The 18,360-nt window shown below is 69.9% G+C and carries 20 protein-coding genes; 5 read left to right on the forward strand and 15 right to left on the reverse strand.

The annotated features are described in order from the left end of the window. Nucleotides 1–133 precede the first annotated feature (133 nt). From ACQPZG_RS18605 to ACQPZG_RS18635, 7 genes are all read right to left on the reverse strand, one after another. Nucleotides 134–1,048 carry an ABC transporter permease gene (locus tag ACQPZG_RS18605; RefSeq protein WP_433546858.1) on the reverse strand — a complete coding sequence of 305 codons (915 nt, stop codon included), beginning with the start codon at nucleotides 1,046–1,048 and terminating at the stop codon, nucleotides 134–136. A gap of 128 nt (nucleotides 1,049–1,176) precedes the next feature. Beyond that, nucleotides 1,177–2,208 carry an ABC transporter permease gene (locus tag ACQPZG_RS18610; RefSeq protein ID WP_433546859.1) on the reverse strand — a complete coding sequence of 344 codons (1,032 nt, stop codon included), beginning with the start codon at nucleotides 2,206–2,208 and terminating at the stop codon, nucleotides 1,177–1,179. Nucleotides 2,209–2,260: 52 nt separating this feature from the next. Beyond that, nucleotides 2,261–3,184 (reverse strand): ABC transporter permease, encoded by a 924-nt coding sequence (locus ACQPZG_RS18615; protein ID WP_433546860.1) that lies wholly within the window; start codon nucleotides 3,182–3,184, stop codon nucleotides 2,261–2,263. Further along, nucleotides 3,181–4,122 carry an ABC transporter ATP-binding protein gene (locus ACQPZG_RS18620; protein WP_433546861.1) on the reverse strand — a complete coding sequence of 314 codons (942 nt, stop codon included), beginning with the start codon at nucleotides 4,120–4,122 and terminating at the stop codon, nucleotides 3,181–3,183. The genes ACQPZG_RS18615 and ACQPZG_RS18620 overlap by 4 nt, the downstream gene beginning before the upstream one ends. Beyond that, a complete protein-coding gene (locus ACQPZG_RS18625; protein ID WP_433549458.1) occupies nucleotides 4,119–4,511 on the reverse strand; it encodes a GntR family transcriptional regulator in 393 nt (130 codons plus the stop codon). The genes ACQPZG_RS18620 and ACQPZG_RS18625 overlap by 4 nt, the downstream gene beginning before the upstream one ends. 112 nt (nucleotides 4,512–4,623) lie before the next feature. After that, nucleotides 4,624–5,556 (reverse strand): mycothiol synthase, encoded by a 933-nt coding sequence (mshD, locus tag ACQPZG_RS18630; protein ID WP_433546862.1) that lies wholly within the window; start codon nucleotides 5,554–5,556, stop codon nucleotides 4,624–4,626. 49 nt (nucleotides 5,557–5,605) lie between these two features. Further along, nucleotides 5,606–6,700: a PDDEXK nuclease domain-containing protein gene (locus ACQPZG_RS18635; protein WP_433546863.1), complete on the reverse strand. Its 1,095-nt coding sequence runs from the start codon at nucleotides 6,698–6,700 to the stop codon at nucleotides 5,606–5,608. A gap of 199 nt (nucleotides 6,701–6,899) precedes the next feature. On the opposite strand from ACQPZG_RS18635, the gene ACQPZG_RS18640 reads away from it, so the two are divergent. The 3 genes from ACQPZG_RS18640 to ACQPZG_RS18650 all read left to right on the forward strand — a co-directional run bounded on the left by ACQPZG_RS18640 (nucleotide 6,900) and on the right by ACQPZG_RS18650 (nucleotide 10,018). Beyond that, a complete protein-coding gene (locus ACQPZG_RS18640; protein ID WP_433546864.1) occupies nucleotides 6,900–8,822 on the forward strand; it encodes a bifunctional metallophosphatase/5'-nucleotidase in 1,923 nt (640 codons plus the stop codon). Nucleotides 8,823–9,013: 191 nt separating this feature from the next. Further along, nucleotides 9,014–9,460: a helix-turn-helix domain-containing protein gene (locus tag ACQPZG_RS18645; RefSeq protein WP_433546865.1), complete on the forward strand. Its 447-nt coding sequence runs from the start codon at nucleotides 9,014–9,016 to the stop codon at nucleotides 9,458–9,460. Nucleotides 9,461–9,475: 15 nt separating this feature from the next. Continuing rightward, nucleotides 9,476–10,018, forward strand: coding sequence for a PIN domain-containing protein (locus ACQPZG_RS18650; protein ID WP_433546866.1), 543 nt, complete (start codon nucleotides 9,476–9,478; stop codon nucleotides 10,016–10,018). A gap of 73 nt (nucleotides 10,019–10,091) precedes the next feature. Here the strand turns inward: ACQPZG_RS18650 and ACQPZG_RS18655 are convergent, their stop codons facing one another. The 4 genes from ACQPZG_RS18655 to ACQPZG_RS18670 form a co-directional block, all read right to left on the reverse strand. After that, complete coding sequence (locus ACQPZG_RS18655; protein ID WP_433546867.1) at nucleotides 10,092–10,355, reverse strand: AAA family ATPase; 264 nt, start codon at nucleotides 10,353–10,355, stop codon at nucleotides 10,092–10,094. A 601-nt stretch (nucleotides 10,356–10,956) separates the two neighbouring features. Further along, nucleotides 10,957–11,142 carry a DUF397 domain-containing protein gene (locus ACQPZG_RS18660; RefSeq protein ID WP_433546868.1) on the reverse strand — a complete coding sequence of 62 codons (186 nt, stop codon included), beginning with the start codon at nucleotides 11,140–11,142 and terminating at the stop codon, nucleotides 10,957–10,959. A 35-nt stretch (nucleotides 11,143–11,177) separates the two neighbouring features. Further along, on the reverse strand, nucleotides 11,178–11,363 hold the full coding sequence (locus ACQPZG_RS18665; RefSeq protein ID WP_433546869.1) for a DUF397 domain-containing protein: 186 nt from the start codon (nucleotides 11,361–11,363) through the stop codon (nucleotides 11,178–11,180). Then, entirely contained in the window at nucleotides 11,360–12,178 is an 819-nt protein-coding gene (locus ACQPZG_RS18670) for a helix-turn-helix domain-containing protein (RefSeq protein ID WP_433546870.1), read from the reverse strand. Before ACQPZG_RS18670 ends, ACQPZG_RS18665 begins: the two co-directional genes overlap by 4 nt. Before the next feature lie 113 nt (nucleotides 12,179–12,291). Between ACQPZG_RS18670 and ACQPZG_RS18675 the strand changes: the two genes are divergently transcribed. Together ACQPZG_RS18675 and ACQPZG_RS18680 are read left to right on the forward strand one after the other, a co-directional pair. Then, nucleotides 12,292–12,594 (forward strand): hypothetical protein, encoded by a 303-nt coding sequence (locus ACQPZG_RS18675; protein WP_433546871.1) that lies wholly within the window; start codon nucleotides 12,292–12,294, stop codon nucleotides 12,592–12,594. Nucleotides 12,595–13,037: 443 nt separating this feature from the next. Continuing rightward, nucleotides 13,038–14,018, forward strand: a complete 981-nt coding sequence (locus ACQPZG_RS18680) for a hypothetical protein (RefSeq protein ID WP_433546872.1) — start codon at nucleotides 13,038–13,040, stop codon at nucleotides 14,016–14,018. Between the two features lie 224 nt (nucleotides 14,019–14,242). Here ACQPZG_RS18680 and ACQPZG_RS18685 read toward each other — a convergent pair whose 3' ends face one another. The 4 genes from ACQPZG_RS18685 to ACQPZG_RS18700 form a co-directional block, all read right to left on the reverse strand. Continuing rightward, nucleotides 14,243–14,998: a nucleotidyltransferase domain-containing protein gene (locus ACQPZG_RS18685; RefSeq protein WP_433546873.1), complete on the reverse strand. Its 756-nt coding sequence runs from the start codon at nucleotides 14,996–14,998 to the stop codon at nucleotides 14,243–14,245. Between the two features lie 183 nt (nucleotides 14,999–15,181). Beyond that, a complete protein-coding gene (locus tag ACQPZG_RS18690) occupies nucleotides 15,182–15,643 on the reverse strand; it encodes a hypothetical protein (RefSeq protein ID WP_433546874.1) in 462 nt (153 codons plus the stop codon). Nucleotides 15,644–15,916: 273 nt separating this feature from the next. Then, nucleotides 15,917–17,395: a HAMP domain-containing sensor histidine kinase gene (locus tag ACQPZG_RS18695; protein WP_433546875.1), complete on the reverse strand. Its 1,479-nt coding sequence runs from the start codon at nucleotides 17,393–17,395 to the stop codon at nucleotides 15,917–15,919. A 149-nt stretch (nucleotides 17,396–17,544) separates the two neighbouring features. Further along, nucleotides 17,545–18,294, reverse strand: a complete 750-nt coding sequence (locus ACQPZG_RS18700) for a response regulator transcription factor (protein WP_433546876.1) — start codon at nucleotides 18,292–18,294, stop codon at nucleotides 17,545–17,547. Nucleotides 18,295–18,360 lie beyond the last annotated feature (66 nt).

An 18,360-nucleotide genomic window follows, 5' to 3' on the forward strand; every position in this document is an offset into this window, starting at 1 on the left:
GCGGCTTGCGGGGTCGCGCGGCGGCGGGCGGGGTGCGGGGGCCCTGTGGCGGCGTGCGGCGGACGTGGTGCAACGCGCGGAGGGCGGGGTGCGATGCGGTGGGCGGGCGCAATCGGTGCGGGGCTCCGGCACCCTACCCGTGGATCCGCCGCAGCACCCGGAACGCCAGCCATCCCGCCAGTGCGGCCAGGGCCAGCAGGATGCCCGTTTCCACCAGTTGGAGCGGCCAGAAGTGCGACTGCGGGTGGAAGTCCGCGAAGCGTTCCGTCGCTCCCCGGGACGTCATGCACGCCTGGTAGGTCTGTGCGGTCTCCTCGACCCGGCGGAAGCAGGTCTCCGGGTCGAGCACGTCGCCGGACGCGGTGCGCCAGCCTGCGGCGAGCTCCCAGACGCCCGGCCCGTCCACCCGCATGTTCACCGTCATGTCGGCCGGCCCGGCCACGGTCAGGGGCGGCCACAGGTGGGCGCGGACCGAGCCGAGGGTCAGCAGGACGCACCCGACGGCGCACGCCGTCGCGCCCATCGCGGGCGCCGTGCGCCGCACCAGCAGGCCGATCAGGGCGCCGAGGGCGACCCCGAGCACCGCATACCCGACGACCGCCGGACCCAGCGCCTCGTACGTCCCACGCCCGTACCAGCTCTCCGGAACGCCGTACGGGTCCCGCTGGAGGGCCGTCCGGCCCAGGCGGAAGAGGCCGACCAGGGCGCTCGTGGCGAGGGCCGTGACGACGAGCGGAAGGGCGAGCTTGACCGCGAGCCACCGGGCGGGGGAGACGGACTGCGTCCAGGCGAGCTTGTACGTCCCGGACTCAAGTTCCCGCGCGATCAGCGGACCCGCAACGAACGCGCCGAGGGCGAGGGGGAGGAGGGCCAGGAGGGTTCCGCCGTGCTCCTGGGAGAACCTCAGCAGTCTGCTCGCGTACCAGCCCGTGCCGCCGCCGGACCGGCCGCCGCCCTGCCACCACAGCCCGCAGACCGTGACGACGGCCGCCGTCGCGACGAGTGCCACCGCCGCCCACGGCGCCCACCGGTGCTGTCGCAGAATCACCGGGCCGAGGCGGGGCCCCGGCGGCCCCGTCGTGCTTCTCGCGGTCCGGGCGCGATCCGTGGCCATCTGGTCCCCCTGGTCTCACGTCGACGTGTGTTCTACGAGCGGTGGTCGGGCGGTGCGGAAGGTCAGCCGTGCAGTCTGCGCAGCACCCGGAACGCCAGCCATCCCGCCAGTGCGGCCAGGGCCAGCAGGATGCCCGTTTCCACCAGTTGGAGCGGCCAGAAGTCAGCCGCCGTGTGATGGTCGAAGTACGCGGTGACGCCCCCCAGATCCGTGACGCACTGGGAGAAGACCCGTTGGTGCTCGTCGCCGGGCGTCTCCGTGGCCTGGGCCGCCGCTCGCATCGCCGCGTCCTCGCACGGGCCGAGATCCAGCCTCTCCCCGGCGGCGTTCATCCAGCCGCTGCCGTGGCCCCAGAGGGAAGCGGTCGAACCGGCGTCGGTCAGCGTCGCGTCCCGACCGATCAGGGTCCGCATCGGCCACAGGGCCCCTCGCCAGTGTCCGAGGGCCAGCATGACGCCGACCACGGCGACCGCGGTCTGGACCATCGCGGGCACGGTGTGCCGGGCCAGCAGGGCGACGAGCGCTCCGAGTGCGACGCCCACGGCCGTGTAGCCGAAGGCCACCGGGCCGATCGCCACGAACACTTCCGCGTCGTGCCAGGCGAACTGGGCGAACTCGTCCCCCGTAAAGGGCCCCCGCAGCAGCCGGAAGGCGACCACGAGGCAGCCGGTCAGCGTCATGGCGACGGCCAGGGCCAGTCCCAGCTTCACCGCCAGCCAGCGGGCCGGCGAGATCGCCTGGGTCCAGGCGATCCTGTACGTCCCGGACTCCAGCTCCCGCGCGATCAGCGGGCCGGCGACGAACGCGCCCACCACGATCGGAAGGAACACCAGGGCGTCGCGGCTGTAGGAGGCGAGGACGTTCATGAGCGCCGGCCCCCGGAAGAAGGGCAGGCTTCCCTCCGAGACCTCCCACCACCCCCGCAGCACAGTCGCGGTCAGCAGCGCCAGCGCCACCGGCGGCCCCACGATCCACAGCGCCCGCCGGTGTTGCCGCCGCACGGTCCGTACCGGCCCGGACAGCGGGCCGGGGCGGGCCTCCGGGGCGGGTGGGGGGCGGAGTCTCGCGGGAACGGAGGGAGACGATGTACTCACGACGTACCTCCATGGGGAGCCCGGAGCGGGTTCGGCAGGGTCGCGGGCCGGCTCACGTGGCCCCGTTGTGGCGCTTGTTGAGGACCCGGAAGGCGACCGCGACCGCCACGGCGGCGACGGTGACCAGGATGCCGGTCTCGATGAGCTGCATCGGCCAGAAGTGCGACTCGGGGTGGACGTCCGCGTAGAAGGAGACGGCGTCGTGGGCGGCGGCGCACTCCTCGGTGGACTGACCGGCGGCCAGGCAGACCGACTCCGGCACCCGTGTGCCGGTGGCACTCATGAGACCGGACTCGACCACGTGGTGCGGGCCGCTGCCCCTGATGTCGCTCTTCGAGACCATCGTTTCGACCGGCCACAGTGTGTCGCGCAGGCCCGTGAAGAAGACCAGGTTGACGGCGCCCACCGCGACCGCGGTGACGACCATGGCGGGCACGGTCCTGCGCATCAGCAGGCCGATCGGAACGCCCAGCCCCACGCCCAGGAGGCTGTACCCGACGGCGACCGGGCCGACCATCCCGTAGGTGCCCTCGGTCAGAAGGGTGAAGCGCGGGGTGGCGGCATTCTCCAGGGCCAGCCGGAGCGCGGCGGCCGTCACGCCGGAGCCGACAGTGGTGACGACGGTGGCGATCACGACCTTCGTGGCGAGCCAACGGACGGGTGTGACCGACTGGGTCCACAGCCAGGTGTACGTCCCGCTCTCCAGCTCCCGTGCCACCAGCGGGCCCGCGACGAAGGCCCCGACGAGCAGGGGAAGCACGTTCATCGGTGTCTGTGCGGCGAGCAGCAGGTAGTCGAGGACGCCCTTGCCGAACCGGGTCGTTTCGGGCTCGGCCTCCGCGGAACCGGAGGCGAGTACGGCGAGCACGACGACCAGTGCGGCGCCGAGCGTCACGGTCGCCGTGAAGAACCGCAAGGTGAGCCGGTGGTGACGGAGGGTCACCTTGGGGGCGCCGGAGAGGCTGAGCACGCTCATGCGGCGACCCCGCCGATCCCGTTTCCGTTCCGTCCGCCGTCACCGAGGTGACCGCTTCCGTGGCGCGGCTCGGCGCTCGGGGTGAGGAGTGCGGGGGCCTCGGGGGAGCGCATGTGGGCGAGCAGCAGCTCTTCGAGGGAGGGCTCGTTGACCTGCCAGTCTCCGCCGATCGCCTCCTCGCGCCGTACCAGCGCCGTTATCTGACGCCCCGTGACCCGGGACTCGACGACGGTGTGCGGGGCGAGGTCGGCGACCGGGCCGGTCAGCAGGGCGTGGGCGTCGATCAGCTCCTCGGACTCGCCGGCCAGTCGGATGCGGCCCTTGTCCAGCAGGAGGAGGTAGTCGCAGGCCCCTTCCAGCTCGGCCAGGATGTGCGAGGAGATGACGACGGTGGCGCCGCTCTCGGCGGCCTCCGCGAGCAGGTTGCCCATCAGCTGGTGGCGGGCGAGCGGGTCCAGGTCGGCCATCGGCTCGTCGAGCAGCAGCAGTTCGGGCCGCTTGCCGAGGGCGAGGGCCAGGGCGACGCGGGTGCGCTGGCCGCCGGAGAGGGTGCGGACGCGGTGCTTGGGGTTCAGGTCGCCGTCGCCGACGATGCGTTCGGCGGTGACCATGTCCCAGCGGACGGGGTTGAGGTCCCGGCCCATCTCCAGGGTCTCGGCGATGGTCAGCTGCCCGTACAGCGGCTTCTCCTGGGCGACGTACGCGATCCGGTCCCGGGCCTCGGCGGGGGTCCTCCCGCCGAGGAGCACCTCGCCGTCCGTCTGTCGCAGCAGGCCGGTGAGGACCGCCAACAGCGTGGATTTACCGGCTCCGTTGGGGCCGACCAGAGCGCAGACGTGTCCGGCCGGGACACGGAAGGAGCAGTCGTTCAGGGCCCACCCCGGCCGGCGGCCGTAACGTTTCCCGAGGCCGAACGCCTCTATCGCGGCGGTGGTCATGTCTGCTCCCCTTCGAAGATCTCTTCAAGTACGGAGGTGAGAAGCGCGGCCACGTCGTCCCTGTCCATGCCGGACGCACGGGCGCGCTCGCCCCACTCCTTCAGCTCGTCGCGCAGCGGTCCCGCATCCGGCTGCTGGGCCGATCCCAGGGAACGGGTCACGAAGGTCCCCATCCCGCGCCGGCCCTCCACGAGCCCCTCCCGCTCCAGCTCGCGGTACGCCTTGAGCACGGTGTTCGGGTTGATCGCGGTGGCTTCCACCACGGCGCGTGCCGTGGGGAGTTGGTCGCCCGGGACCAGCAGCCCGAGCCGCAGGGCGTGCTTCGTCTGCTGCACGATCTGGAGGTAGGTGGAGACGCCACTGCGCCGGTCGATGCGGTACTCGACCATCACGCTCACCACCCTTTCACTAATCAAGTAGTGAAAGGATGGGACAGAAGAGGGGCCGGTGTCAACTTCCACCGGCCCCTCGGGGATTGAGCGATGCGCGCGTACCGGGGCGTTACGACTCGGTTCGGTACATCAGGTCCGTTTCGTACGTGGTGAACCCGAGCCGCTCGTACACGGTGACCGCCGCGACGTTGTCCGCGTCCACGTACAGCGAGGCCGTCGGCAGCCCCTCCGCCGCCAGGTGCCGGAGCCCGGTCGCGGTCAGCGCCTTGCCCAGCCCGCCGCCCTGGGCGTCCGGCGCGATCCCGACCACGTACACCTCGCCGAGCTGCTCCTCGCGGTGCACCTTGGTCCAGTGGAACCCGACGATCCGCCCGTCCTCCGCGGACTCCGCGAGGAAGAAGCCCTTCGGGTCGAACCACTCCTCGCCCATCCGGTCGTCCAGGTCCCGCTGGGTCAGCGACCCCTGCTCGGGGTGGTGCGCGAACGCGGCGGCGTTCACCGCCAGCCACGCGGCGTCGTCCTGACCGGGCACGAAGGTGCGGACCGTGACACCGGCCGGGTACGTCGGCTCGGGGATGTCCAGCGGGCTCAACGGCCGCCGAAGCTGCCGCAGTTCGCGGAACATCTTCAGCGACAGCACCTGCGCGAGGTGCCGCGCGGCCGGCTTCCCGCCGTGCGCCCAGGCCCGCAGCCGCCGCCCGGACGCCGCGAGGAGGGCTTCGCCGAGCGCCCGCCCGTGCCCCTTGCTCCGCTGCTCGGGGTGGACGACGAGTTCGGCGGCCGGAGCTTCGACGGAGTCCGTGTCTTCGAGCTGCGCGTAGCCGAGGAGTGCGCCGCCGGAGTCGCTCAGCAGGAAGTGCCGCACGCCTTCCCGCCTCCCGCCCCGCAGCTGGAGCCGCCCCTGCTCGGAGACGGCCTGCACGCCGTCGGAACGGGCGGCGGCGGCGAGAAGACCGAGGACCTGCGCGGCCTGGTCCTCGGTGAGCTCGTCGAGGGTGTCGAGGCGGCGGTCGGGCGTGGGGAGGGGTGCGTCGCTGGTCATGGGATCGAGGGTAAGGGGGGTGGGGCGGACGGTCCGGTCCTTCGGGTGCTCAACTCGTCCCGTAGTCCGGTAGTCCCGTAGTCCGGTAGTCCCGGAGCACGGCGTCCGCGACGCGGGCCAGGTCGTCGGCGGCCGGGAGCGACTCCTGTGCCTCGCGGTCCAGGCCGGTCCAGGTGGCGACGGCCATCGGACTGCCGCTCCGCTCCAGTGCGTACCGGGCCACCTCGCCGTCACGGTTGGCTGCGACGAGCAGGCCGATGGTGGGTCCGTCCAGTTCCCTGTTCCGTACGAGATCGTCGGCGACGGCCAGGTAGAAATTCAGCTTGCCGTAGTGCTCCGGCTCGGCCCGGCCGGTCTTGAGCTCGATGATCACGAAGCGGTGCAGCCGCACGTGGTAGAAGAGCAGGTCCAGCCGGAAGTCCGAGTTCCCGACCCGAAGCGGGTACTGGCGGCCGACGAAGGCGAACCCGGTGCCGAGTTCGGTGAGGAAGAGGACCATGCGGGCCACGAGCGCGTCCTCCAGGCTGCGCTCGGAGGCGTTGCCGCCAAGGCCGGTGAAGTCGAAGAGGTACGGGTCCCGGGTGATCTCCAGGAGGACGTCGGACTCGTCCGGGACGGTGAGGGTGAAGTTGTTGAGGGCGGCACCCTCGCGCTCGTGCAGGCGTTGCTTGATCTGAAGGTCCAGGACACTGCGGGACCAGCCGTGCTCGATGGCGCGGCGGGCGTAGAACTCCTGCTCGGCGCGGGTCGCGCACTGGCTCATGAGGGCGATGATGTGCCCCCAGGGCAATTGGGCAACAAGCTGTTGCCCAATTCGTTCGGACCATGTTCGAGCGAACTGCTGCATGTACCTGATGTTGCGTGAGCTGAACCCCCGCTGGCCCGGGAACTCCGTCCGCAGCTCCGTCGCGACGCGGTCGATGACCTTCGTTCCCCAGCGTTCCTCGCCCTGCTTCTCCAGGATCGTGCGCCCGATCTCCCAGTACATCCGGATCATCTCGGTGTTCACCTTGAGCTGCGCTCGCACATGCGCACCGCGCACGATCGACTTCAGGTCGTCGACCATCTCGTGGAAGCCCGGCGGCAGGCCGGAAGCCTGGGCGGGGACAACGGCAGCGGCCTCAGCCGCGATCTTCTCATTCACGCGCACAGCCTTGCGCCCCGCATATGCCGCAGGCGTGATATTCGTCCGCCTTCAGCCGAACGGGTGACTGTTGCTCAAACCCTGACGTACCGCCGACGGAAACCACCTCGTAACCCCTTACCCCCTGTCGCGCTACGCGCGTTGACTTTAGGCTGCCGAACGCAGCCCTCACCCTCACGCTGAACTCACAAGGGGACAGATGTCAGCGAACCCTCGCCCGAACCGTGCCGCCCGCCGGTTTCTGGTCGCCGCCGCCGGTCTGACCACCGCAGGCGCGCTCGTCGCCGCGATGCCCGCAGCCGCGCAGAGCCAGAACGCTCCCACCTCGACGGAAAGCCGCTCCGGCAACGGAAACGGCAACGGCAACGGTCACGGAAACGGAAACGGGAACGGCCATGGCCACGGCCACGGCCACCCCAAGCCGTCGTCGCGCACCGTTGACGTACAGCTCCTCTCCTTCAACGACCTGCACGGCAACCTGGAGCCCCCGGCCGGTTCCGCCGGCATGGTCAACGAGACGCAGCCCGACGGCACGGTGAAGGCGATACCGGCCGGTGGCGCCGAGTACCTGGCGACCAGCCTCCGCGAGGCACGCAAGGGCAAGAAGTACTCGATCACGGCCGCCGCGGGAGACATGATCGGCGGCAGCCCCATGCTCTCGGGGCTCTTCCACGACGAGCCGACCGTCGAAGCGCTCAACAAGATGAAGCTCGACGTGTCGTCCGTCGGCAACCACGAGTTCGACGAGGGCGCCGCAGAACTCGTGCGGATACAGAACGGCGGCTGCCACCCCACCGAGGGCTGCTTCGAGAAGGACGCGAAGGGCAAGCCGAAGAAGTTCAAGGGCGCCGAGTTCCCGTACCTGGCGGCCAACGTCACCAAGGAGAAGACCGGCAAGCCGCTCCTGAAGCCGTACACCGTCTGGAAGAAGGACGGCGTCAAGATCGGCTTCATCGGCGTGACCCTGGAGAACACCCCGGGCATCGTCACGGCGGCGGGCGTCAAGGGACTGAAGTTCCACGACGAGATCGAGACGGTCAACAAGTACGCCAAGGAGCTCGACCGGCAGGGCGTGAAGTCCATCGTCGCGCTGATCCACGAGGGCGGCGCCCCGGCCTCCTCCTCGTACAACTACAACTGCGACAGCCCCGGCGCCGGGGACGGGATCTCCGGGCCGATCGTCGAGATCGCCAAGGGCATCACCCCGAAGGTCGACGCCCTGGTCACCGGTCACACCCACCAGGCGTACGTCTGCACCGTGCCGGACCCGTCCGGCAAGCCCCGCCTGGTGACCTCGGCGTCGTCCTTCGGCAAGGCGTACACGGACACGACGCTCACCTACGACCGCCGTACCAAGGACATCGTCCGTACGACGGCCAAGTCGGCCACCTCGAAGAACTACGTCGTCACCCGTGACCAGCCCAAGGCCGCGGACATGACGCAGCTGATCAACCGCTGGAACACCCTCGCCGCCCCCATCGCCAACCGGCCGCAGGGCTACATCTCCGCCGACATCAACGGCCGCGGTTCCACGGCGTACGAGAAGCCGCTCGGCAACCTGATCGCGGACGCCCAGCTCACCGGCCTGGCCCCCGCCGACAAGGGCGGCGCCCAGCTCGCCCTCATGAACCCGGGCGGCATCCGCTCCGACCTCGTGTACAAGGCGTCCGGCACGGAAGGGGACGGCGTCGTCACCTACGGCGAGGCCTTCACCGTCCAGCCCTTCACCAACCTCATGAACGTCGTCGACCTGACCGGCGCGGACCTCATCGCCGCACTGAAGCAGCAGGTCAGCGGCAAGAACGAGGAGTCCCCGAAGATCCTCCAGATCTCCCGGGGCCTCACCTACACCCTCGACCTCACCAAGACCGGCGCGGACCGCGTCGACGCCGCCACCATCAAGCTCAACGGTGAGGCGATCGACCCGGCCAGGACCTACCGCGTCGCCATGAACGAGTTCCTGGCCGGCGGCGGCGACAACTTCCCCGCCCTCGCCCTGGGCAAGAACAAGCTCAACGCGGCCTCCGACCTGGACGTCTTCAACGCCTACCTGGCCGCGAACTCCAGCCCGACCAAGCCGCTCGCCCCGCCGGTGGCCGACCGCATCACGATCGTGAAGTAGTACGTCCGCACCTCGACCCACCAGGGGCGGCGCCCGGAATCTCCCGGGTGCCGCCCCTGGCGCGTGCGGGGTCGTGGACGGGGTTCACCCGGCCGCCTTCGGTCAACCTCTACGCGCGTGCCCGAACGGCGGGCGCTTTCGTTTCTTTCGTTTCAGAGTACTCTTGAAGCCCTGAACGAGGGAGACCCGTCATGCACAGCACAGCAGAGGACCGGACACTCCTGCCCGAGCACCGGGCGGAGATCGCGGAGCTGCGCGCGTTTCTCGACCGCACGCCGCACGCGGCCGAGCCGGCGGTGTTGCGCGGCCCCGACGGCACGGCGCACACTCTGCCCGTCGAGGTGTACGAGATCCTCCTCGCCGCCGTCCGTACGCTGTCCGAGGGCAAGGCGGTCACCGTCGCCCCCGTGAACACGATACTGACCACTCAGGAGGCGGCGGATCTCCTCGGAGTCAGCCGTCCGACCTTCGTGAAGATCCTCGACGAGGGCAAGCTCCCGTTCACTCGCCCCGGACGCCATCGTCGTGTGCTGCTTTCCGATGTGCTCGCCTACCGGGACCTACGCCGTTCCGAGAGGCGCGGCGGCCTGGACAGACTCGTTGAACTGACCGAAGAATCCGGGCTGTACGGCAACTGACCCACTGGGATCATCGTGCAGCGCATCGTTCTCGACACATGTGTCCTCTATCCCCACTACCTGCGGGACACCCTGCTCGGGCTGGCCGTGGCGGAACTCTACGAGCCCCTGTGGTCTGCGGACATCCTGGAGGAGCTCCGGCGCAATCTCGCGAAACGGATCTCCGAGGACAGGGCCAAGATGCTGGTTGAAGCCATGTCGCAGGCATTCCCGTACAGCGCGGTGACCGGGTACGACTCGCTCGTGCCGGTGATGCGTAATGACGCCAAGGACCGGCACGTCCTTGCGGCTGCCGTGCGCGGCGAATCGCATTGCGTGGTCACTCGCAACCTGCGTGACTTCCCCGGCGAGGCGACCGAACCGTACGACATCGAGGTGCTGAGCCCCGATGACTTCCTCCTCGACCTTCTGGATCTCGCCCCGGTGCGCGTCATGCTCGTGCTGCGGGAGCAGGTGGCTCGCTACCAGCGCGAACCCAAGGACTTGCACGGGCTGCTCGATCGGCTGGCGAAGGGCGGTGCGGAGCAGTTCGCGGCGGAGGTACGGCGGCGGATCTGAGGCCGCTGCTCAGGGGCGGCGCCCGGAATCTCCCGGGTGCCGCCCCTGGCGCGTGCGGGGTCGTGGACGGGGTTCACCCAGCCGCCGGCGCCAGCCGCTCGCTGTCCGCGAACCGTTCCCGCAGGAGTCGGTCGTGCGAGGCGACGACCAGGGTGCCGGAGTACGTCGCGAGGGCCGCCTCCAGCTCCTCCACCAGGGCGGGGGAGAAGTGGTTCGTCGGCTCGTCGAGGAGGAGCAGGTCGACGGGTTCGGCGACGAGCGCGCCGAGGGCCAGCTTGCGCCGCTGCCCGACGGAGAGGGCGGCGAGGGGACGGTCCACGTCCACCGGCCGCAACAATCCATGCAGCAGCAGGAGTCGTACGCGTTCCTCGCCCAGCGCACAACGGTTCGCGGGGCGTCAGTCGCGGGAATTCCTTCCGGTGCCGCGCATGGCCGCTGCTCGCAAAAGAGACCTCGGGAAGCTCACTACGCGAGGCTACGACTGCCGGAAGGGGAGCGGGGGCGGCGGTGGGGGTACCGACAAGGGTGCAGGTCGGATGGCGGGACATCAGCATGAAGGGCGTGACGTACACATGCACGGCTACTCGCGACCGACCGGTCGCCGCGACACGAGTGACGTTCAGCGACTGCTCCTGTCCCTCGCGCTCGTCGTCGTGGGACTGCTGTGGATCCGACAGGGGCTGAGTGCCTGGGCGACGGTGCTGTGTGGGGCGGGGATCGCGGTGGGAGGGTGCGGGGCCGTCTGTTTCGGGTGGCGGATCTTCAGGTCGCGGGGCGACACCTGACGGGCGCGCGCGTGGCACGTGGCACTCGGGCGTGCGGGCGTTGAGTCCCCTGGTGCTTGCCCCAGTCGGCGAAACGGTGCGTGGGCAAGTGCCGGGGAGCTTGGCGGCGCGGGACCGCCCAGTGTGGGCCGGTGCCGGGGGGCGAGCGCAGGGTTACTTGACCACGGTCAGGAAGGTGGTCCAGGCGTGGTCGGTGACGGTGATGACGGGACTGGCGTCGGCAAGTTTGGTGTCGCGGAGGTGGGTGCGGCCGGGGGTGTTGTCGGCGATCTCGACGCAGTCGTTGCCGTCCCCACCGCTGTAGGTGGACTTGTGCCAGTTCAGGGGCTCGTTGTTCAACGGAACTCCTCGGTGTCTCGCCGGCGAGCGCTGCGCTATGTGATCAGGGTCAGGAAGGTGGTCCAGGCGTGGTCGGTGACGGTGATGACGGGGCTGGCGTCGGCAAGTTTGGTGTCGCGGAGGTGGGTGCGGCCAGGGGTGTTGTCGGCGATCTCGACGCAGTCGTTGCTACCTCCGCTGCTGTACGAGGACTTCTGCCAGTTCAGGGTGTCGCCGCTCAACGGAACCTCTTCAGTGCCTCGTGGATTGCCGCAGTGGACGCCTCGGCTGACATCGAGTCGGCGGCCAGCCGATCATAAACCTTCTGGAATCGCAGGACTTGGGCCAATTCCTCGCTGTAATGACCGGTATCAAAGCCCTCCGTATAGGCACCTCGGGCGCCATTGGGGAGGGTAAGGATCATCATGGTCCCCAGTACGTGTCCGGCTCGGTTCGGAAGAACGCGCAAGGTGATGTTCGGCGTCTCCTGAGCTTCCAACAGCTTCTTGAGCTGCGGACCGGTAGCCCCGTGCAGCACCGATTCAGCCAGCACGGCGGACATCCATGGAGGGCTGTCCCTCTCCCACACGACTTGACGCGCCATGCGCTGTTCCACGAAGGATTCGATGTCCTTCGGGTCGCCTGCCTGACCGGATAGCAACAGTTCGCGTGTGTAGTCCGGCGTTTGGAGCAACCCGGGTACGACAGGCCCGCACGCGTGCATCAGTTCTGCCTGTGCTTGGCGCCGCAGGAAGGGCTTTGCGTAGTCCCGAACCGTGTCCTGCTCCAAAATCCGGACCAGATTCACCAGCTGATCGCGGCGCAGCTCCAGCACGGATTCCAGCTTTCGCGCCAGCTCCGTGTCCGGCGGCGCGTCCCCCGTCTCCACTTCCGAGATCCGGGACTGGCTGGTGAAGACCCGCTTCGCGAGGAAGGTCTGCGACCAGTCCTCGCCCGGGATCTTGGCCCGCGCCCTGGCCAACCGCGCTTCCTGGACCACATTGCCGATGTACTGCTCGATGTTCTCGCTGGGGTCTGGCTCCCGCGCCTTTGGCATATGCCCAGTACCTCGATTGCGCTCCGGTAGCGAACTCCTACCGATCGTAACCAAGCGTCGCCAACCTGGAGGAAGAACAACGCAGTTCCACTGCGCGAGCAGGAAGCAGAGGCATGACCATCGAGCCCCGAATCCCCACCACACCCCCACGCGACACCGCTGTGGAGAGGCAGAACCAGACGGCCACCGTCGCTTTCAACGAACTCTTCGCCGCCATGGTGAAAGTCGGCACCCTTCTCCCGCACCTCACCCTGTGCCTCGACGAACCGGGGGTCCCGCTCGACCTCGGGCGGCTGAGCGCCGTGGACTGCCTGCACCTGGCCCGGAGGCTCAACCTGCTCCTGGCCCTTGAGGCCGACGTACGGAGGCACCAGCATCCGTTGCTGGAGCGCAGGTGGGCGGCGGAACAGAGGTGAGCGCCGAGGACGGGGGCTCTGCGGTGCTGTGCCCCGCGTGCGAGAAGATCGTTCTGTGGATGAACGGTACGAGCCGCTGCGCGGCCTGTCGGGCACCGCTGTCGGCTCTCCACTCGTCCCCGGAGCCGTCGAAGTCCGTGCGTTCACCGGTGGCTTGACCGGGCATTGGATGCTCGAGCTTCGAGGTATGAGAGTCGAGCGGTCTTTACTCGGAAGAGGCCGGTGGGAACCTACCCACCCACCCGTCCTTCGCGCGTACGCACCCGCGCGCGTCGGCGACGCGCTGTCCCCCAACTCGCCTTCGAAGCACGGCGGGTGACAAGTAGTGACCGAGTGGCGGCGGTGCGTGGTGAGCGTGTACGGTCCGTCACAACAAAGCGGCCCCTGTGGGTGTTAGCGCACCACACAGAGGCCTTACCACTTCGATCGTTAGGCCCGATCTCATGGCTGTTGGCCAGCTTAGTCGTACCCCCCATGCCCCCGCCCACCCGATGGCCTCCCCCGGCTTCGGCAAGCGGGCCGCCCCCGACCAACAGCCGCGCCGCAAGGGCGATTTCGTACACCTGCCCAGGCGTGAAGCGGCCATCGCCCAGTACATCGACCGGTTGCCCGAGGGTGCCGACATCAGCATCAAGACCCTCGCCCGGGAGATGGCCGACTACGGCCAGTGCGCGATCGGTACCGCCCTCAACCGCCTCACCGACGCCGGGCACCTGCGCCGCCGCCGCACGGGCCTCATGGACGACCAGGGCAACGTCCGGTACGTCACCGAGTCCTACTTCAGCCGTACGCCCAGGCCCGCCGCCTGGTGGCACGACGTCTTCACCGACAGCGTGCCGTCGTCCGGGTACGTGGACGCGGAGCCCGGCGAGCCGCAGGGCGGGGGCGGGCACGAGGGGCGCGGCTTCCGTGCGCTGGCCCGGCTCGGGCGGCGCGAGCCGCAGTTGGCGCTGTCGGAGGGCGAGTGTTACGCGCTGGCGGAGACGGCGGGGGAGTGGTTCCGGCGCGGAGCGAGCGAGACCCAACTCGTCTACGCACTGACGCTGTTGCTGCCTGCGCGCATCACCCACCCCTTCGGATTCGTACAGTCGCGCTTGCTCTCCAAGCTGCCGCCCGAACTCCCGCCCGTTCCCCTCGGCGTGGCCATGACGGAGTGCGTCGGCTGCGGCGCGGCGGGGCGACCCGAGGAGCTGACGGGCGGGCTGTGCCGGCCCTGCCGGAGCACGGAGCCGGTGCGGTGCGCGACCGGGGAACACGGCGGGTGCGGGCGTCCCGGCTGTACGGACCCCGCCTGCGGGCCGTCCCCGAGGGCCGTACGCGGCAAGGCTGCCCGTATCCGCCGGGAGATGCGACTGCGGCGGGGTGGAACTGCCGGTGACGTCACCCCGGGCCGCCGGTCACGCGGCCGGAGGCGCGGCAGGTAGACGAGTGCGTCTATGCCGATCCGAGCTGACCCGTCGCGGAGCCGGTGTACCGCGAACCCCCGAGCGGGAGTGGCGCGACGTCCGCCAGGACTCTCCGTCGATGACGTTCGGATCACGGCCGCCTCCCATCGTGGGCAAGCCCGCAGTGGCCGCGTGGGTGCCTCGCGAACTGCCGGAACTCGTGGTCGCCGGTGTCGGCCGTTCTCGCGTGGTTCTGCGGGGTGTCAGCGGTCGACGTAGCCTTCGCGGAGAGGCCCGCCTGTCAGGTTCAGCACTCGCATGACTGAGGTCGTCAGTGGCGTCGGATCAGCGTGTCTGGCCAGGGCGAGGTGTCCGTCGAGCAGATTTTGCCCGATGTCGGGATCAGCTGCTTTCAGGCGTCTGGGCAGCCACTTCCCGGCACCGTTCCACCTGCGACGGTGCGCCGTGAGCAAGTGTGCGGCTTCGCGCAGTACTCGGTCCGCGACCGCCAGTTGTTCGTGCGGGTCCCCGTGGGAGCTGGTGGCAGCGAGGTCGTCCACGAGGTCTGTCAGCAGGGCCCGCTGGGCATCGCGCTCGGCCCTTGTCAGGGGATCCGGGCCTGCTGCCAAGAGGGCTTCCGCTTCTTGGCGAAGCGCCTCCACATGGCCGTCGGCATCGTGGAGAACGATGGAGTCGGCGAAGAGGAAGAGTGCTGTCGCCCTGCGCGTGGTGCGGCTTTCCGCGAAGGCGGCCCGCAGGTCGGAGCGACTGTTGAGGAAGACCTCTGCCAAGCGGTCGTCGTGACGAAGCACCTCACGACGCCTCCTGCCGTGGTCAGGGAGCAGGACTGTGATGTCGAGGTCACTGCTTGCGGTGGACTGACCCCGGGCGGCGGAACCGCCCAGCACCGCGCCGGTCGCCTCCGGATAACGCGCGGAGACGAGTCGGCCGGCCGCACGGATGTCCGCGGCGGTTTGGTCGGAACCGATACGGGGGCGTGGGTGCGACGGGTGATTCATGGCCGTCATCGTGCCAGGGCAGGTCGGGGCCGTTCCGTCCAGCGGCCAGTGCGGGGGAGGGCCTTGCGGTGAGGCGTTTGCTCCGCACGGCGGTGAGTGCCGAGCTCCATCGCCTACCAGGTAGTTCTCTCCCCTGCCGCCGTCCTCGACCGGACCCGTTGGCGACGACGGGCAGGCGGTCACTCAGTCGTAGAAGAAGAGCTCAAGGTCCTCGATGGATCCTGGTCCGGTGAGGAAGCACTCAGCCTTCGCGAGCGCGTTCTTTGGGGGCAGTCCGCCTTTCATGAACTGCTCCATCCAGATCTCCCCCTGCTCGCCGATTGCGTAGATGCCCGACAGCAGCTCGGCCATCCCGGCAGAAGCCGGCGGGTTGCGTCGGGCGACCGGTTCGAGCACCCAGCCGCCTGAGCGGGCCGCGAGACGCAGCACCCCGGCCCAGTTCGCAATCCTCCCGATGCGCACGTGCCACGTATCCGCCGTGAACGGGGCCGTCCTCCCGCCGTGGAGGGGGTTGGTGGCAGCACAGATGTCCTTGATCACTCGGCGTTCCACCTCGTCACGGACCCAGCGTCCTTCCTGGGCCTCTTCGATGGCGGCCTCCCACCACTTCATCCCTCCGTCGAGTCGGTCCGCGAACGTATCCATCCAGCCAGCCTCCCATTCGCGATGCCGCAGGACGATCGGGGAACAAGCCCGTCGGGCACTCCACAGCGCGGATCCGGTCGGTCGGCCAGGCGACGGCGGGGCACGTTGCCCGTGCTTGGAAGTCTGCGGTCGTCACCGTCTGACCGGGGGTCTGCCGGGGGGACTGTGCGCTTGTCGCGCATCCTCACCAAACTGCGCGCCGACCCGGCCCGATCCGTCCTGCGTCACCGCCCCGAAGCCCCCCGCGGCCAGCACCTTCGTGTTGGGGCAGCTTTACGGAACATCCGTCGGCGGAGGGGTCGGCGCGCCCGGTAGGCGGATCACTGCTTCCGTGCCGGGGCCGCCGTCCTCCGGAGGGCGGAGTGCGACGTCGCCACCCGCCTCGCGGACCGTACGGGCGACGATCGACAGCCCGAGGCCGGAGCCGGGGAGGGCGCGGGCGGTGGGGGAGCGCCAGAAGCGTTCGAAGACGTGGGGGAGTTCGGCGGGCGGGATGCCGGGGCCGTGGTCGCGGACGGTGAGCGTCCCGAGATGGAGACGGACGTCCACGGAGCCGCCCGGCGGGCTGAACTTGACGGCGTTGTCGAGGACGTTGACGAGGGCACGTTCCAGAGCGGCCGGTTCGGCCCGTACGTACCAGGGCGCCAGCGAGGTGGTGAAGGTGAGTTCGGGGCCGCGCAGACGGGCGCGGTCGAAGGCGGTGCGGGTGAGGTCGTGCAGGCCGACGACCTTGGGCGAGGAATGTCCCGGAGCGGCCTCCGGCCTGGCCAGCTCCTGCAAGTCGCCGATGAGGGCGGCGAGTTCCGTCATCTGTGCCTTGACCGAGCTGAGGAGCGCCTTGCGGTCGGCGGGCGGGAGGGCGCGCCCGGTGTCCTCGCTGCGGGAGAGCAGCTCGATGTTGGTGCGGAGCGAGGTGAGCGGGGTGCGCAGCTCGTGGCCCGCGTCGGCGATCAGCTGCGACTGGAGGTCCCGCGAGGAGGCGAGCGCGGCGGTCATGGCGTTGAAGGAGGCGGAGAGCCGGGCGATCTCGTCGTCGCCCTCGACGGGGATGCGAAGGCCCAGGTCCTCGGTGCGCGCCACGTGCTCGACGGCGTCGGTCAGCCGGTCCACGGGGCGCAGCCCGCTGCGGGCGACCCAGAGGCCGGCTCCGCCCGCGAGGAGGACACCGACACCGGCGACGAAGGCGAGGATCAGGGCGAGGTCGTCGAGGGTGCCGTCCACCTCGCCGAGGGGGCGCGCCACGGAGACGGCGAGCGAAAGCTGCGGATACCCCCGCAGCGGGTACGTGTAGACCCGGTACTTCTTGCCGTTGGACGCGACCGTGTTGTGGAAGGCGTCGGTGGTCTGGCGCTCGGCGACGGCGATGTCCTCCGCGCGGACGTCGACGGACTGCCGCCCCCAGATGACGCACTTCGTGCCGTTCTTGGCGACGATCTGGATGGTCTGGTCGAACAGGTCGGGGTTGTCGCGGCCGGGGATCTGGCGCACGCACCGCGCCTGGCCCGCGACCGCGTCGATGTCGATCTGCCGGACGACGTCGCCGTCGTCGGGGTGGTTGCTGCTCAGCGCGGTGTCCAGCGAGTTCACCAGGGTGTCCCGCGTGACGAACCAGCAGGTCACCGACGCTGCGGCGACGGCGAGGGCCACCGCCGTGGTCACCAGCAGCGCCAGCCGTGAACGCAACGGCAACCGCCGGAACCGGCCCAGTGGCCCGCCCGACGGCACGGATCTCCCCGGCCCCGCGGCGGCCACGGCCTGCGGCCCGCCGGATGGTGCGGGCCCCCGTCCGGTGTCCGGCCCGCCCGACGGTACGGACCCCCGACCGTTCGACGATACGGACCCCGCCCCGTCCGTCGGCCCGTTCGTCGGCCGGTTCGTGGGCCCGTCGTCGGTCGGCCCGGTCACTGGTCGGACCGCAGGGCGTACCCGACGCCCCGCACGGTGTGCACCAGGCGCGGTTCCCCGCCCGCTTCCGTCTTGCGGCGCAGGTACATCACGTACACGTCCAGCGAGTTGGACGACGGCTCGAAGTCGAAGCCCCAGACGGACTTGAGGATCTGCTCCCTGGTGAGGACCTGTCGGGGGTGCGAGAGGAACATTTCCAACAGGGTGAACTCGGTGCGCGTCAGGTCGACTTGGCGCCCGCCCCGGGTAACCTCCCGGGTCACCATGTCCATGCGCAGATCGGCGAAGGTCAGGACGTCGCCGGGGGTGGGCGGCAGGCCCGCTGCCGCCGCGTACGAGCTGCGGCGGAGCAAGGCCCGTACGCGTGCGAAGAGTTCGTCGAGTTCGAAGGGCTTCACGAGGTAGTCGTCGGCGCCCGCGTCGAGCCCGGACACCCGGTCGCCGACCGTGTCGCGGGCGGTCAGCATCAGGATGGGCGTCGTGTCACCGCCGTGGCGCAGGCGGCGGGCCGCGGTCAGGCCGTCCATGCGGGGCATCTGGATGTCCAGGACGATCAGGTCCGGTGCGTACGAGGACGTCTTCTCCAGGGCCTCGATGCCGTCGGCGGCGACCTCCGTTCCGTACCCCTCGAAGGCGAGGCTGCGCTGGAGGGCCTCCCGTACCGCGGGTTCGTCGTCGACGACGAGGATGCGTTCGGTGGCGGGACGGTCCTCGGCGGGGGGCGTGGGGGAACTCGCGGGGGTCATGAGGTCCTGGTGTCCTGGTCTTCTCCGGAGCCGTCTCCGGTCGGGGTGGCGGGGGCGATCCCAGCT

Source organism: Streptomyces sp. CA-294286 (genome assembly GCF_050947155.1).
Classification (GTDB): domain Bacteria; phylum Actinomycetota; class Actinomycetes; order Streptomycetales; family Streptomycetaceae; genus Streptomyces.

Bases quoted from the DNA above. Each gene is read 5' to 3' on its own strand.
- ACQPZG_RS18615 (WP_433546860.1), bottom strand. From the start codon at position 3,184: ATGAGCGTGCTCAGCCTCTCCGGCGCCCCCAAGGTGACCCTCCGTCAC.
- ACQPZG_RS18620 (WP_433546861.1), bottom strand. From the start codon at position 4,122: ATGACCACCGCCGCGATAGAGGCGTTCGGCCTCGGGAAACGTTACGGC.
- ACQPZG_RS18625 (WP_433549458.1), bottom strand. From the start codon at position 4,511: ATGGTCGAGTACCGCATCGACCGGCGCAGTGGCGTCTCCACCTACCTC.
- mshD (WP_433546862.1), bottom strand. From the start codon at position 5,556: ATGACCAGCGACGCACCCCTCCCCACGCCCGACCGCCGCCTCGACACC.
- ACQPZG_RS18640 (WP_433546864.1), top strand. From the start codon at position 6,900: ATGTCAGCGAACCCTCGCCCGAACCGTGCCGCCCGCCGGTTTCTGGTC.
- ACQPZG_RS18645 (WP_433546865.1), top strand. From the start codon at position 9,014: ATGCACAGCACAGCAGAGGACCGGACACTCCTGCCCGAGCACCGGGCG.
- ACQPZG_RS18670 (WP_433546870.1), bottom strand. From the start codon at position 12,178: ATGCCAAAGGCGCGGGAGCCAGACCCCAGCGAGAACATCGAGCAGTAC.
- ACQPZG_RS18675 (WP_433546871.1), top strand. From the start codon at position 12,292: ATGACCATCGAGCCCCGAATCCCCACCACACCCCCACGCGACACCGCT.
- ACQPZG_RS18680 (WP_433546872.1), top strand. From the start codon at position 13,038: ATGGCTGTTGGCCAGCTTAGTCGTACCCCCCATGCCCCCGCCCACCCG.
- ACQPZG_RS18685 (WP_433546873.1), bottom strand. From the start codon at position 14,998: ATGAATCACCCGTCGCACCCACGCCCCCGTATCGGTTCCGACCAAACC.
- ACQPZG_RS18690 (WP_433546874.1), bottom strand. From the start codon at position 15,643: ATGGATACGTTCGCGGACCGACTCGACGGAGGGATGAAGTGGTGGGAG.
- ACQPZG_RS18700 (WP_433546876.1), bottom strand. From the start codon at position 18,294: ATGACCCCCGCGAGTTCCCCCACGCCCCCCGCCGAGGACCGTCCCGCC.